The following is a 14,117-nucleotide window of genomic DNA, read 5'->3' as shown; positions in this document are numbered from 1 at the left end:
TGCGGTTGACGATCGCCATGACCAGCGCACGGTCGCCGGCGACGGGTCGCCCGCACAACGTCGTCGTGGTCGTCACGCCGTCCACGCTACCGGGCAGCACCCGCGGACCGGTCAGCCGCGGGGCGCGCGGGCCGCGGCGACGTCGGCCGCGTAGTCGTCGTAGGACTCGACGTAGCCGCCCGACCGTCCGGCGAACACGTACAGCGGGTCACTGCCGACCTCGCCGTACCCCTCGTCGCGGAGCTCGACCTTGCGGTTCTTGAACGTGGACGTCGCCTCGACGGCGCCGATGATGCGCACGAACAGCGGCACGGCGTAGGCGGGCAGCGTCGAGTACAGGTGCTCGGCAAGGCCCTTGCCGTCGAAGGCGACACCCTCGGCGAGGGTGACCGCGGCCATCCCGGCCTTGCCGTCGGTCCCGGGCACCGCGACGCCGTAGACGACGGCCTCGTCAACGCCGTCGTGCCCGACCAGTGCCCGCTCCACCTCGGTGGTGGCCACGTTCTCACCCTTCCAGCGGAACGTGTCGCCGAGGCGGTCGACAAAGGCGATGTGGCCCCAGCCGACCTCGCGGACCAGGTCCCCGGAGTTGAACCAGGAGTCGCCGTCTTTGAAGCCGTCGCGGATGATCTTCTTCTCGGTCGCCGCGGAATCGGTGTAGCCGTCCAGTGGCACCCGGCTGCTGATCTCGGAGATCAGCAGGCCCGGCTCGCCCTTGCGCACCGAACGCAGACGCCCCTTCGCGTCGCGGCGCGCCTCGCCGGTCTCCTGGTCGTATTCGACAACCTTGAACGGCAGCGGACAGAAGCCGGCGGTCTTCTCGACGGTGAACACGTTGACGAAGGCCAGGTTCAGCTCGCTGGCACCGTAGAACTCGACGATCCGCTTGATGCCGAAACGCTCGCTGAACTCGTCCCAGATCTCCGGGCGCATGCCGTTGCCCACGGCCAGGCGCACCCCGTGGGAGCGGTCCGTCGGCTTCGGCGGCTGGGCGAGCAGGTAGCGGCACAGCTCGCCGATGTAGCAGAACGCGGTGGCACGGTTGAGAATGATGTCGTCCCAGAACCGCGACGCGGAGAACTGCTTGGCGATGGCCACGCTCGCGCCCGCGGCGAGCACCGAGCCGAGCGAGACCGACAGCGCGTTGTTGTGGTAGAGCGGCAACGGGATGTACATCGTGTCCGAGTGGCGCAGGCGCACGGCCATGCCGCCGATGCCGGCCATGTTGGCCAGCCAGCGGTTGTGGCTCATCACGCTGGCCTTCGGCAGGCCGGTCGTGCCGGAGGTGAAGATGTAGAACGCGTTGGTCGACGCCGGCAGCGTCGCGGTGACGGCCGGGTTCATCGCCGAGCGCCCCGCCGACGCCGCGTCGAACTCGGCATAGTCGTAGACGTGCGGCGGCAGTACCGAGGCCGACATCGACTCGAAGGTCGGCGCGCAATCGGGGTCGCGGACCAGCACCTTGGCGCCCAGCAGCGTCATCGAGTGGTCGGCGATCTCGCCCTGCTGGTTGTAGTTCATCATCCCGGCGGTCGCACCGATCTTGACGGTGGCCAGAGTCAGGTACAGCAGCGTCGGCGAGTTCTTGCCGAGCAGCGCGACGACGTCGCCGACGCCCACGCCGTCCGCGGCGAGCTGTGCCGCATACCGGTTGACGATGGTGTTGGCCTCGCCGTAGGTCGTGGTGGCGCCTTCGAAGCGGACGAACGGCCGCTCCGGGTGCGCCCCGGCGTGGCCCTGGAAGACGCTGCCGATCGTCTTCTTGGCATCAGCGGGCCGGTGGATCAGCCCCGGCGCGTGGCGCAGCATCAGGGGCGCGGACGGGATCATGTCCACCACGCCCTTCGCCAGATCGGTCAACCGGACCTTTTTGGTGGCCGCACCCTTGCTCATTGCCGTCCCCTCTTCGTCGAGTGTCACACAACTCTACTGTCGGGTAACGAGCGTCACGGCATCGGCCACCGATCCGGCGACCAGCAACCGCTCGAGCGCGGCCGGAGAGACGAATCCCTCGGCGTGCAGGGAGTCCAGCCATCGCAGCATCGGTTGGTAGAAGCCGTCCGCATCGAGAAGCACGACCGGCTTGTCGTGCTCCCCCAGGAACCCGCCCGTCCACGTCTCGAACAGCTCCTCGAGCGTGCCGATCCCACCGGGCAGGGTGATGAAACCGTCGGCGCGCGCCTCCATCAGGCGTTTGCGCTCGCGCATGGTCTCGGTGACGATCAGCTCGTCGCTGTCGGTATCGGCGGCCTCCCGATCGACGAGGTGACCCGGGATGATCCCGACGGTCCTCCCGCCCGCGGCGCGGGTGGAGCGTGCCAGCGCGCCCATCATCGATACGTTGCCGCCACCGCTGACCAGGGTGTGCCCGGACGATCCCAGGGCGGTGCCCAGCTCGGCGGCCAGATCCAGGTAACGCGACGGCACGGGGCCCGACGCGCAGTACACGCAGACGGCCGCCACTAGTGGCCCGCCCTGGCCTGCCGAGCCGCTTGAAGGATCGCGACGACCTGCGCGGGGGTGTCGACGACGCTGATCAGGTCGGCGTCGGCGGGGTCGATCATCCCCGCGTCGACGAGGCGGCCGCGGATCCACTGCACCAGCCCGCCCCAGAACTCGGTGCCCACCAGGATGACGGGGAACTGCGTGACCTTGTTCGTCTGGACCAGGGTCAACGCCTCGAACAGTTCGTCGAGGGTGCCGAAGCCACCAGGCAGACAGACGAACGCCTGGGCGTACTTGACGAACATCGTCTTGCGCGCGAAGAAGTACCGGAAATTGACGCCGATATCGATGAACGGGTTGAGGCCCTGCTCGAAGGGCAACTCGATCCCCAGCCCGATCGACCGGGCGCCGGCCTGGCGGGCGCCGCGGTTGACCGATTCCATGCTGCCCGGGCCGCCGCCGGTGATCACCGCGTACCCGGCCTCGCCGATGGCGCGGCCCAGGTCCACGCCCAACTCGTAGGCGGGCGTGCCCAGTCGGGTGCGGGCAGAGCCGAAGACGGTGACGGCGTCTTCGACGTGCAGGAGTGCGTCGAAACCGGCGACGAACTCCGACTGGATCCGCAGAACGCGCCACGAGTCGTCGATCTTGAGCTGATTCAGATCGTCGGTGCTACACGGCGGACGGCGGTTGAGCAGGCGGCGATCCGAGGTCATTTCGAGATCGTCGGGGGCTGCGCGCACCCACGTCGGGCCCTCGTACCGGCCGCAGTCGGCGCCGGGACCCGAGGTCGGCTCGTCGGCGCCGGTCACGACTGCCCTCCCAAGTAGTCGCGCAGTACCCGGTGAACCTCGTGGATCTGGGCCACCGGGACGTGCTCGTCGCGCATGTGCGCGATGCTCGGGTCACCGGGCCCGAAGTTGACCGCGGGTACCCCGCGGGCGGCGAGCCGGGCGACGTCGGTCCAGCCGAACTTGGCGCGGAAGCGCCCGTCGGCGGCGGCCACGAGCTCGGCGGCCGCCGGGTTGGACAGCCCCGGTAGCGCACCGGGCGCCAGGTCGGTGACCTCGACGGCCAGTTCATCTCCACCGGGGGCCGAGGCGATGACCTCACGCACGTACTCGACTGCCTGCTCAGCGCTGCGGTCGGGCGCGAAGCGGAAGTTGACGTCGACACTCGCCTCGTCGGGGACGACGTTGCCGGCCACTCCCCCGGTCACCGCGACGGCCTGCAACCCCTCCCGGTATTCGCAGCCGTCGATGTCGACGCGGCGCGGCTCGTAGGCGGCGAGTGCGCCGAGCAGTCCGCCGAGGCGGTGGATCGCGTTGTCGCCCATCCAGGCCCGCGCGGTGTGCGCCCGGGTGCCGGTGGTGCTCACCCGCACGCGCAGCGTGCCCTGGCAACCGGCTTCGATGAGGCCACCGGTCGGTTCGCCCAGGATGGCGACGTCGGCGTCGAGCCAGTGCGGCATCTCGCGCTCGATGACGCCGAGACCGTTGTACTGGGCAGCGATCTCCTCGCAGTCGTAGAAGACCAGCGTCAGGTCGTGGCGGGGCTGTGGCAGCGTCGCAGCCAGGTGCAGGAAGACGGCGTCGCCCGACTTCATGTCCACGCTGCCGCAGCCGTGGATGATGTCCCCCTCCGGAGCGCTCTCCCAGCGGTGCGGCACGTTGTCGGCGATGGGCACGGTGTCGAGGTGTCCGGCAAGGAGGACGCGGCGCTCCCGGCCAAGGTCGGTCCGGGCCAGCACGCGGTTGCCGTCGCGGACCACCTCGAACCCGTCGGTCTGCTCGCGCAGGGCGGCCTCGACGGCGTCGGCGATAGCGGCCTCGTCGCGCGACTCGCTGCGGATGTCGATGAGCGCCGCGGTGAGCACCGCCGGGTCGGCGCGCAGGTCCAGTGCCATGCGTTTCACCGTACCGGCGACCTCGGTGCCGCCCCGCCTTCGACCCGCGTTAGTGCGCCACCGCGCCAGCGGCACCGACCCCGGTGAGCGAGCGGACCTCCATTTCGGCGTTGACCGTCGGGTCACCGCGCTCCGAGGAGGTGAGGGTGCCGATGATGCCGAGCAGGAATGCCAGCGGGATCGAGACGAGGCCCGGGTTCTGCAACGGGAACCAGTGGAAGTCCACACCGGGGATCATCGACGTCTTGGCGCCCGACACCGCCGGGGAGAAGACGATCAGCACGATCGCCGAGATCAGGCCGCCGTACATGCTCCACAGCGCGCCGCGGGTGTTGAACCGCCGCCAGTACAGCGAGTACAGGATCGTCGGCAGGTTCGCCGACGCGGCGACGGCGAACGCCAGGGCCACCAGGAAGGCGATGTTCTGGCCGTTGGCGAGGATGCCCAGCACGATGCCGAGGATGCCCAGGACGACGACGGTGATCCGCGAGACGCGGACCTGTTCCTCGCTGCTGCAGTAGCCCCGCTTGATGACGCTCGCGTAGATGTCGTGGGCGAACGACGCCGACGCGGTGATCGCCAAGCCGGCGACGACGGCGAGGATCGTCGCGAAGGCAACGGCGGAGATCACGCCGAGCAGAATCGTGCCGCCCAGTTCCAGGGCCAGCAGCGGCGCGGCGGCGTTCTCCTTGCCCGCCGCGGCGAGGATCTTGTCGGGTCCGACGATGGCCGCGGCGCCGTAGCCCAGGACCAGTGTGAACAGGTAGAAGGCACCGATCAGGCTGATCGCCCAGACCACCGAGCGCCGCGCCTCCTTGGCGGTCGGCACGGTGTAGAAGCGCATCAACACGTGCGGCAGGCCGGCGGTGCCCAGGACCAGGGCGATCGCCAGGGACAGGAAGTCGATCTTCGTCGTCGTCGAACCGCCGTACTTCGCCCCCGGCGCCAGGACGTCACGGGCGGCGACCGCCGGGTCGCTTGACGTCGCGATCTTGCTCTGCGCCTGGCCGAGCAGGTCGGAGACGTTCAGCCCGACTTTGGCGAGCACCATGATCGTCATCAGTGCCGCGCCCGCGATGAGCAGGACGGCCTTGATGATCTGCACCCACGTGGTGCCCTTCATGCCGCCGATGAGGACGTAGATGATCATCAGAACGCCGACGACGACGATCACGATCGACTGTCCGGCGCGCGAGGAGATGTCGAGCAGCAGTGCCACCAGGCCACCGGCGCCGGCCATCTGCGCCAACAGGTAGAACAGCGAGACCGTCAGCGTCGAGATGGCCGCCGCGGTGCGGACGGGCCGCTCGTTGAGTCGGAAGCTCAGGACGTCGGCCATGGTGAACCGGCCGGTGTTGCGCAGCAATTCGGCGACGAGCAGCAGGGCGACGAGCCAGGCGACCAAAAAGCCGATCGAGTACAGGAAGCCGTCGTAGCCGTAGACGGCGATCGCCCCGGCGATACCGAGGAAGCTCGCGGCCGACAGGTAGTCGCCGGCGATCGCAATGCCGTTCTGCGGGCCGGAGAACGAGCTGCCGCCGGTGAAGAACTGCGATGCGGTCTTGTTGTTGCCGCTGACCCGGATCACGACGGTGAGCGTGACGGCGACAAAGGCGGTGAAGATGATGATGTTGACGACCGGGTTGCCCACGCCCGATGCCGCGAGGTACGTCGTCATTTCGTGCGTGGTCATTTCGCGGCTCCGTCCAGGTAGACACCATCGGCGAAGTTCTTCCGGACCACCTCGGCGGCCGGATCGAGTTTGTCACTGGCGAAGCGGATGTAGAGCGCGGTGATCGCGAACGTGGTGACGAACTGCAGGAGTCCGAGGATGAGGCCGACGTTGATGTTGCCCCAGACCGGCTTACCCATGAAGTCGTGCGCGAAAGCCCCGAGCAGCGCATAAATCGCGTACCAGATGAGGAAGAAGGCAGTCATCGGAAAAACGAAGCGCCGCAACGTCTTCCACAGGTTGGCGAACTCCGGGCTGGCTTCGGCCGCCACGAACTCGGCGCCCGAGGGCACCGCGCCCCCAGGGGTGTCGTCGGAATCGTTCACGCCAATCCTCCTGATCACGGCGGGGTGAGACGTAGCTCACATTGGGGTTCTCATAGCGAACGTAGCAGGACAAATCGCCCACCGCGCGCCGGGTAAGATTTCCGACCGTGAGCAATCAAGGAGCATTCGCAGTCGGCATCGCCACCATCGTCAACGAGGGGGACGGGGCCGGTTCCGTGTTGGACACCTGGTACCCCGGTCCCGAGCTCGGCATCGTCTCGTCGTCGGGCACCAAGGTGCTCGCCGACGCCGACGTCCCGCCCGAATTGGCGCCCCTGGTCGGCGTCGACGCCGACCGCGGCGTGCGCACCGTCGCAGTGCGCACCACCATCGTCGACCTGTCGTCCGCGCCGACCGACGCCCACGACGTCTATCTGCGGCTGCACCTGCTCTCGCACTGCCTGGTGGCCCCGCACGAGATCAATCTCGACGGCCAGTTCGGCATCTTGAGCAATGTCGTGTGGACGAACTTCGGCCCGTGTGCGGTCGACGGCTTCGAGGCCGTCCGCGCCCGGCTGCGCGCCCGCGGCAACGTCACGGTGCTCTCGATCGATAAGTTCCCCCGCATGGTCGACTACGTCATCCCGCCCGGCGTCCGGATCGGCGATGCGAGCCGGGTGCGTCTGGGCGCCCACCTCGCGCAGGGCACGACCGTCATGCACGAGGGCTTCGTGAACTTCAACGCCGGCACCCTGGGCAACTCGATGGTCGAGGGCCGCATCTCCGCGGGCGTCGTCGTCGGCGAGGGCTCCGACATCGGTGGCGGCGCGTCGACGATGGGCACGCTCTCGGGCGGCGGCAAGGAGATCATCACCCTCGGCAAGCGCTGCCTGCTCGGCGCGAACTCCGGGTGCGGCATCCCGCTGGGCGATGACTGCGTCATCGAGGCGGGCCTCTACATCACCGCCGGTACCAAGGTCGTGGGCCCCGACGGCACCGAGGTCAAGGCGCGCGACCTGGCCGGCCAGAGCAACATCCTGTTCCGCCGCAACAGCACCACCGGCGTGGTCGAGGTCGTGCCGTGGAAGGGCGACGGCATCGCCCTCAACGCGGCGCTGCACAAGAACGACTGAGCCGCGTAGCGTCGGTGGGGTGGACGAGCAGCGCTGGACCCGCACCGACGAATACCTGACCCGCACCGTCGCCGACGACGCGGCCGATTTCGACTTCATCCGGACCGCCCAGAGCCAGGGCGGCCTGCCCGACATCGCCGTGTCGCCCAACGAGGGCAAGTTCCTCTACCTCCTGACGCAGATCGCGGGGGCCCGTCGGGTGCTGGAGATCGGCACGCTCGCCGGCTACAGCACCGCGTGGCTGGCCAAAGCCGTCGGCGGCGACGGTCTGGTAGTGACCCTCGAACACGAACAGACGCACGCCGACGTGGCGACGGCATCCCTACAACGGGCCGGTCTGGACGCCCGCGTGGAGGTTCTCGTCGGCGCTGCGCTGGACACGCTGCCCACGCTGTCGGGCCCATTCGACCTCGTCTTCATCGACGCCGACAAGTCCAACAACCCCGCCTATCTCGAGTGGGCGCTGCGTCTGGGCCGGGCGGGCACGGTGATCGTCGTCGACAACGTGGTGCGCCGCATCGGCGAGGACGGCCCCGACGGGGACGGCACCCGGGGTGCGCTGGAGATGCTCGGTCGCGATCCGCGCCTGGATGCCACCGCGATCCAGACCGTCGGGATCAAGGGCTGGGACGGGTTCGCCCTCGCGCGGATACGCGCCTGACCGGCTCCGCGCGGATACGCTAGCCGGCCAACCGCCGCGCGGCGTCGCCGATCTGCTCGTCGGAGGCGGTCAACGCGATGCGCACGTGCGTCGCGCCCGCGGGCCCGTAGAAGTCGCCCGGGGCGGTGAGGATGCCCCGCTGCGCCAACCAGTGGTGGGTGACCCGGGCATCCTCGTCGCGGGTGGCCCACAGGTACAGACCGGCCTGTGAGTCATCGACGCGCAGGCCCGCGGCGACAACGGCGGGTTTGAGCACCTCGCGGCGAGCCCGGTACCGCTGCGCCTGCTCGTCGACGTGGCGGTCGTCGGTCAGGGCTGCGGTCATCGCCGCCTGAACCGGGAACGGGACCATCAAGCCGGAGTGCTTGCGCACAGTCAGGAGTTCGGCGACCAGGTCGGCGTCACCGGCTAAGAACCCCGCCCGGTAGGACGCCAGGTTGGACGTCTTCGAGAGCGAGTGCACCGCGATCAGGCCGGTGACGTCGCCGTCGCACACGCGCGGGTCGAGGACCGAGACGGGCTCCGCTTCCCACGCGAGGCCCAGGTAGCACTCGTCGGACACGACGATCGCGCCCCGCTCGCGCGCCCACGCAACGGCGGCGCGCATCAGCTCGACACCCATCACCGCACCGGTCGGGTTCGACGGCGAGTTGAGGAACACCAGCGTCGGGGCCGAGCCCGGCACTGTTCCCGATTCGTCGGCGCGCACCGGCTGTGCACCGGCCAGGATCGCGCTCACCTCGTACGTCGGGTAGGCGACCTGTGGGATGACCACAAGATCGCCGCCACCAAGGCCCAGTGTCGAACAGATCCCGGCGATGGCCTCCTTGGTCCCGATGACGGGCAGGATCTGTCCGTCGCCAAGCGAGACGGTGCCGTGGCGACGCACCAGTGCGTCTGCGGCCGCGTCGCGCAGTTCCCGCGTGCCGATCGTCGTCGGGTAGCCGGGGAATCCGCTCGCCGCCGACAGCGCGTCACGGATCAGCGGGTCGACCGCGTCCACCGGAGTGCCCACCGAAAGGTCGATGAGCCCGTCGGGATGGGCGGCCGCCGTCGCGCGCGCGCCCGCGATCGTGTCCCACGGGAAGTCCGGCAGGGCCGCACTGACCCGACGTCGGCCCACCCGGGCCTCAGTCCTCGCCCATGGGCGGGAGGCCCTTGATGAACGGCGGGTCGTAGTCGGTCTTACCGACCTTCGACGCACCGCCGGGCGAGCCGAGATCGTCGAAGAAGTCGACATTGGCCGCGGTGTAGGGCTCCCACTCGTCGGGTACGTCATCCTCGTAGAAGATGGCCTCCACCGGGCACACCGGTTCGCAGGCACCGCAGTCGACGCACTCGTCGGGCTGGATGTAGAGCATCCGGCCGCCCTCGTAGATGCAATCGACCGGGCACTCCTCGACACAAGCCTTGTCCAGGACGTCCACACAGGGCTCGGCGATGATGTAGGTCACCACGGTCTCCTTACGCCGTCGGCCCCGAAGAAGCCGGAAATGATCATTCCGCGCCGTCGGCGATGGGCTGGGCCGTGGCACGGTGCACTGCTGAAGTCTTCAACCCCAGATTATCTGTCATAGACCAGGACAGGCGAAATCGGGGCTCGACCGGCATGACGCGCGTCACTCCCGGCCGTATCGACGCGGCCGTACTCGGTGGTCCGCTGGCGAGCGGGGCGTCCGATCCCCGCCGCCATCGCATGCAGCTCGGCCACGGTCTTCTCCGAGCCGTGCATCGACCCCGCCATGCGCGAGATGGTCTCCTCCATCAACGTGCCACCCAGGTCGTTGGCACCGCCGTTGAGCATCGCCTGGGTACCGGCGGTGCCCAGCTTCACCCAACTGGTCTGGATGTTGGGGATGCGCCCATGCAGCATCACGCGGGCCAGCGCGTGCACCGCCCGGTTGTCGCGGCGGGTCGGCCCGGGACGGGCGGCGCCGGCCAGGTACAGCGGCGAACTCTGGTGCACGAACGGCAACGGCACGAACTCGGTGAACCCGCCGGTGTCGTCCTGGATGGACCGCAGGATGTTGAGGTGGGCCACCCAGTGCCGCGGGGCGTCGACGTGGCCGTACATCATCGTCGAACTCGACCGCAGCCCTACGCGATGGGCGGTACTGACGACGTCGATCCACGTGGCGGTTGGGAGCTTGCCCTTCGTCAGGACCCAGCGCACCTCGTCGTCGAGGATCTCCGCCGCCGTACCGGGGATGGTGTCCAGCCCGGCTTCGCGCAACGCGACGAGCCAGTCGCGGACCGATTCGCCGCCGCGCGAGGCGCCGTTGACGATCTCCATCGGGCTGAAGGCATGCACGTGCATCGACGGCACACGAGCCTTCACCGCCCGCACCAGGTCGGCGTAGCCGGTGACCGGCAGCTCCGGGTCGATGCCGCCCTGCATACACACCTCGGTGGCTCCGGCGACGTGGGCCTCCCAGGCCCGATCGGCGACCTCCTCGGCGGAGAGGGTGAAGGCGTCGGCGTCGCCCTTGCGCTGCGCGAAGGCGCAGAACCGGCAGCCCGTGTAGCAGATATTGGTGAAGTTGATGTTCCGGTTGACGACGTAGGTGACGTCTGGCCCGACGACGTCGGCGCGGATCGAATCGGCCAGGGCGACCAGCGCCTCCAGGTCGTCACCGTCGGCCGTCGCCAACGCCAGATAGTCGTCGTCGCTGCAGCCCGCAGGGTCGGCTTCGGCATGCCGCAACGCGGCGGCGACCTCGGCGGTGAGCCGACTCGGCGCACCGGATTCGGCGCCGGCCAGCGCGGCGACCTGCTCGCGGACGGTCTCCCAATCACCGAACGCCGAGCCCAGGTCGCTGCGCGTCTCCGTGTGGCGGCCGACGACGTCGATCTCGGTGTTCAAGTCGATGCGCCCCGACGAGTCCCACTCCTCGTCGGGTTCCTGCCAGGGGCGCCCGACGGGCATCGCGCCGTCGGCGGCCAGCCCGGTCACCGGATCGGCGAGCGCGCGCACGTGCCCGGCGACGCGCGGATCAATCCACGGCGATCCGGCCAGCACGTAGGGTGGTTGCGCCGTGAGCCGCTCGGTCAGCGTGAAGCCGCTGGCGGCGGTGATGTCGGCGAGCGCATCGAGGTTCGGCCAGGGCCGTTCGGGATTGACGTGGTCGGGGGTCAGCGGTGACACCCCGCCCCAGTCGTCGATCCCGGCCGCGATCAGCGCCGCGCACTCCTGCGCGTCGACGAGGTTGGGCGGTGCCTGCACGCGCATCGCCGGCCCCAGCAGTAGCCGCGCGACCGCGATCGCGGCCCGGTACTCGGACAGATCGGTGTCGGGCACCGCGCGCATCGCCGTGTCCGGCTTGGCGCGGAAGTTCTGCACGATGACTTCCTGGATGTGCCCGTATGCCTTGTGGCTGGCACGGATGGCCATGATCGACTCGGCGCGCTCGAGTCGGGTCTCCCCGATCCCGACGAGGATCCCGGTGGTGAACGGTACCGACAGTCGGCCCGCGTCGGTCAGCACAGCCAAGCGCACCGCGGGGTCCTTGTCGGGGCTGCCGTAGTGCGGCTGCCCCTTCTCGGTGAACAGGCGGCTCGACGTCGTCTCCAGCATCATGCCCATCGACGGTGCGACGGGCTTGAGACGCGAGATCTCCTCCCACGACATCACGCCGGGGTTCAGGTGCGGGAGTAGACCGGTCTCCTCCAGCACCCGGATGGCGGCGGCCCGCACGTACTGCAGAGTCGAGTCGTAGCCGCGCTCGTCGAGCCACTGCGCGGCCTGCGGCCAGCGGTCCTCGGGTCGGTCGCCCAGGGTGAACAGTGCCTCTTTGCAGCCGAGCGCCGCGCCGGCGCGGGCGATGTCGAGGACCTCGTCGATCTCGAGGAACATCCCCTTGCCCTCCGCGGCCAGTTTGCCCGGCACGGTGACGAACGTGCAGTAGTGGCAGCGATCGCGGCACAGGTGCGTCAGCGGGATGAAAACTTTGCGCGAGTACGTGATCTGCCCGTCGCGACCGGCGGCGGCCAGGCCGGCGTCGCGCACGCGGGCGGCGCTGGCGGTCAGGTCGTCGAGGTCGTCACCGGTTGCCGCGAGCAGCACCGCCGCCTCGTCGACATTGAGGGTCGCACCGTCTCGCGCACGGCGCAGGGCCCGGCGCATCGCCGCCTCGGAAGGGCGTTCATCGCTCACCCTGCCGATACTAGCCGCGCTGCGCCTGCTCGATCCGACGCCGGGTGCCCGCCGCCCAGACGAGCGCCGCCGGACCAGCGATCCCGGCGACGATGAGCGCGGCGACGCGCCAGTCCGAGACGAACAACACGTCTCCGCCGGGTCCGGTGCCGACGGCCACCAGCACGACGATTCCCCACCCAATGACCGGCAACCAGTTCCACGGCGAGTCGGCGAAACCCGACGCCAACCACACGAGCAGCGCGTTGCCGATCGCTGCGACGGCGATGCCGATCGGTGCGGCGGCGGTCCCGACGTGCTGGTTGAGCGCGGCGACCGAAGCGATCCCGACGATCAGCCCGTCGACGAACAGAAGCACCAGAAGTGCGATGTCGACGGCGCCCACGCCACGACGGTTCATCAGACCCCCTCGAAGAGATCGGTCTCGTGGTGCGCAGGCGAGGCGCCCGCGTCGACGCGTCGGTAGTGCTCGACCGGTCCCACCGGAGCCAGGATGTTGTTCGACAGTGCGTACTCGGTCTGCGACGGCGCAACGGTCACCTGAGTGGCATGGGCGGCCAGAGCTGCAACCTTGCGGTCGAGCACGTCCCTGACGTCGATTGCCGCGGTGATCTCGTCGTCGGGATAGCTGGGCAACTCACCCGGCCCGGGCATGCGCCAGCCCGGCGGCACACGACCGGCGGCCGCGGCGAGGCCCGCCTCGAGCGCCGAACGCTGCGTCACCGACTCATACACCTTGATCGGGTGCCCGGTCTTGTCGGTGTAGCGCGCTACCGCCGCGGCGCACACCTCGTGCACGCGACGGTGGTCGGGATGTCCGTAGGTGCCCGCCTCGTCGTAGGTGACCACGACCTGAGGGTCGAGCGCGGCCAACTCCACCAGCAGCGCGTCGACGAGGTCGTCGTGCGGCGCGCCCACCAGTGCCCGCGGGTGCTGCGCCGACGGTGATCCGGCCATTCCCGAGTCACGCCACCGGCCCGCCCCGCCGAGGAAGCGCGGGGCCAGCGGCGCGGCCTGGTCCGGGCTCAGCGCTGCCAGCGCGGCGGCGAGCTCGCCGATCCGGAATCCGCCGAGCTGGTCGGCGCCGCCGTCGGCGACCAGTAAGGCCCACCGCTCCCCGATGACCTCGCCCTCCTCGCCGAGGGTGAAGGTCACCACGACGACCTCGACGCCGGCGGCGAGATAGTGGGCGATCGTGCCGCCGGTCATCAGCGACTCGTCGTCGGGATGCGCATGGACCAGCAGGAGCCGGCGCGCCGCGCGCGGTTCGGTCATTGCGGCAGCGCCCACCGCGCGGCACCGGCGAAGATCGATGTCTGGACCGGCCCGGTGAGCGGGACGCCGAACACCTCGTCGGTGACGACGACCAGCGCCGCATCCTGGTAGATCGGCAGGTAGATCGCGGCCTGGGCCAGCAGGCCCTCGGCCTCGTCGAGCAGCGGGTCGGGGTCGGGCGCCGACAGCGCTTGCCGGGCCAGGGTGATCAGTTCCGCATCGCACAGGCCCGAGATGTTGCTGATGAAGCCCGACTCATCGGTGCCACCGGGCCCCGGCTTCTTCTCCTGCTCCCCTGTCTTCGGCTGGTCGCAGTCGACCAGAGACGCCAGCGCAGTGGCTGGCGCGATGCTGCCGTCGGACCAGCCGACCACCAGGTCGACCCGTGAACCGGTGAGTGCCGAGGAGTACAACTCGCTGTTGGGCAGCCGCACCACGGTGCCGAGCACGCCCGCATTGCGCAGCTGGTCGGTGATCGCGGCGGCCGCTGCCACCGCGCGCGGGTCGGTCGACACCGCACCCACGCGCACCTCCAGCTGCTTGCCG

General features: G+C 69.6%; 13 protein-coding genes and 2 pseudogenes. 2 read left to right on the top strand and 13 right to left on the bottom strand.

Going from position 1 to position 14,117, the window contains the following annotated elements; genetic code table 11:
• The 7 genes and pseudogenes from B4L26_RS19110 to B4L26_RS14140 form a co-directional block, all read right to left on the bottom strand.
• Nucleotides 1–97: pseudogene (locus tag B4L26_RS19110) on the bottom strand (dihydropteroate synthase); the annotation flags it as partial.
• Between the two features lie 14 nt (nucleotides 98–111).
• The gene (locus tag B4L26_RS14165) at nucleotides 112–1,893 is read right to left on the bottom strand and encodes a long-chain-acyl-CoA synthetase (protein WP_290719706.1); all 1,782 of its coding nucleotides are present in this window, start codon (nucleotides 1,891–1,893) and stop codon (nucleotides 112–114) included.
• Between the two features lie 33 nt (nucleotides 1,894–1,926).
• Complete coding sequence (locus B4L26_RS14160) at nucleotides 1,927–2,463, bottom strand: TIGR00730 family Rossman fold protein (protein WP_290719704.1); 537 nt, start codon at nucleotides 2,461–2,463, stop codon at nucleotides 1,927–1,929.
• Entirely contained in the window at nucleotides 2,463–3,257 is a 795-nt protein-coding gene (locus tag B4L26_RS14155) for a TIGR00730 family Rossman fold protein (RefSeq protein WP_290719702.1), read from the bottom strand. Before B4L26_RS14155 ends, B4L26_RS14160 begins: the two co-directional genes overlap by 1 nt.
• Complete coding sequence (gene dapE / locus B4L26_RS14150) at nucleotides 3,254–4,351, bottom strand: succinyl-diaminopimelate desuccinylase (RefSeq protein WP_290719700.1); 1,098 nt, start codon at nucleotides 4,349–4,351, stop codon at nucleotides 3,254–3,256. Before dapE ends, B4L26_RS14155 begins: the two co-directional genes overlap by 4 nt.
• A 49-nt stretch (nucleotides 4,352–4,400) precedes the next feature.
• Nucleotides 4,401–6,044: a solute symporter family protein gene (locus B4L26_RS14145; protein WP_409563417.1), complete on the bottom strand. Its 1,644-nt coding sequence runs from the start codon at nucleotides 6,042–6,044 to the stop codon at nucleotides 4,401–4,403.
• Nucleotides 6,041–6,409 (bottom strand): DUF485 domain-containing protein, encoded by a 369-nt coding sequence (locus tag B4L26_RS14140; protein WP_290719698.1) that lies wholly within the window; start codon nucleotides 6,407–6,409, stop codon nucleotides 6,041–6,043. The genes B4L26_RS14145 and B4L26_RS14140 overlap by 4 nt, the downstream gene beginning before the upstream one ends.
• Nucleotides 6,410–6,516: 107 nt before the next feature.
• On the opposite strand from B4L26_RS14140, the gene dapD reads away from it, so the two are divergent.
• Complete coding sequence (gene dapD / locus B4L26_RS14135; protein WP_290719696.1) at nucleotides 6,517–7,482, top strand: 2,3,4,5-tetrahydropyridine-2,6-dicarboxylate N-succinyltransferase; 966 nt, start codon at nucleotides 6,517–6,519, stop codon at nucleotides 7,480–7,482.
• A gap of 19 nt (nucleotides 7,483–7,501) precedes the next feature.
• The gene (locus B4L26_RS14130; RefSeq protein ID WP_290719694.1) at nucleotides 7,502–8,143 is read left to right on the top strand and encodes an O-methyltransferase; all 642 of its coding nucleotides are present in this window, start codon (nucleotides 7,502–7,504) and stop codon (nucleotides 8,141–8,143) included.
• A gap of 19 nt (nucleotides 8,144–8,162) precedes the next feature.
• Here the strand turns inward: B4L26_RS14130 and dapC are convergent, their stop codons facing one another.
• The 6 genes and pseudogenes from dapC to B4L26_RS14100 all read right to left on the bottom strand — a co-directional run.
• The gene (dapC, locus tag B4L26_RS14125) at nucleotides 8,163–9,266 is read right to left on the bottom strand and encodes a succinyldiaminopimelate transaminase (protein WP_290719692.1); all 1,104 of its coding nucleotides are present in this window, start codon (nucleotides 9,264–9,266) and stop codon (nucleotides 8,163–8,165) included.
• A gap of 7 nt (nucleotides 9,267–9,273) precedes the next feature.
• Nucleotides 9,274–9,600: a ferredoxin gene (gene fdxA / locus B4L26_RS14120; protein ID WP_290719689.1), complete on the bottom strand. Its 327-nt coding sequence runs from the start codon at nucleotides 9,598–9,600 to the stop codon at nucleotides 9,274–9,276.
• 107 nt (nucleotides 9,601–9,707) lie between these two features.
• A complete protein-coding gene (locus tag B4L26_RS14115) occupies nucleotides 9,708–12,296 on the bottom strand; it encodes a bifunctional FO biosynthesis protein CofGH (RefSeq protein WP_290719687.1) in 2,589 nt (862 codons plus the stop codon).
• A gap of 10 nt (nucleotides 12,297–12,306) precedes the next feature.
• Nucleotides 12,307–12,696, bottom strand: coding sequence for a facilitated glucose transporter (locus tag B4L26_RS14110; RefSeq protein WP_290719684.1), 390 nt, complete (start codon nucleotides 12,694–12,696; stop codon nucleotides 12,307–12,309).
• Nucleotides 12,696–13,571 (bottom strand): N-acetyl-1-D-myo-inositol-2-amino-2-deoxy-alpha-D-glucopyranoside deacetylase, encoded by an 876-nt coding sequence (mshB, locus tag B4L26_RS14105; RefSeq protein ID WP_290719681.1) that lies wholly within the window; start codon nucleotides 13,569–13,571, stop codon nucleotides 12,696–12,698. Before mshB ends, B4L26_RS14110 begins: the two co-directional genes overlap by 1 nt.
• Nucleotides 13,568–14,117, bottom strand: a pseudogene (locus B4L26_RS14100) (ABC transporter family substrate-binding protein); the annotation flags it as partial. The pseudogene B4L26_RS14100 and the gene mshB, both read right to left, overlap by 4 nt.

This window comes from Gordonia sp. UBA7599 (genome assembly GCA_002477755.1).
Taxonomy (GTDB): Bacteria; Actinomycetota; Actinomycetes; order Mycobacteriales; family Mycobacteriaceae; genus Gordonia.
This window is presented reverse-complemented; position numbering and strand designations above follow the sequence as displayed.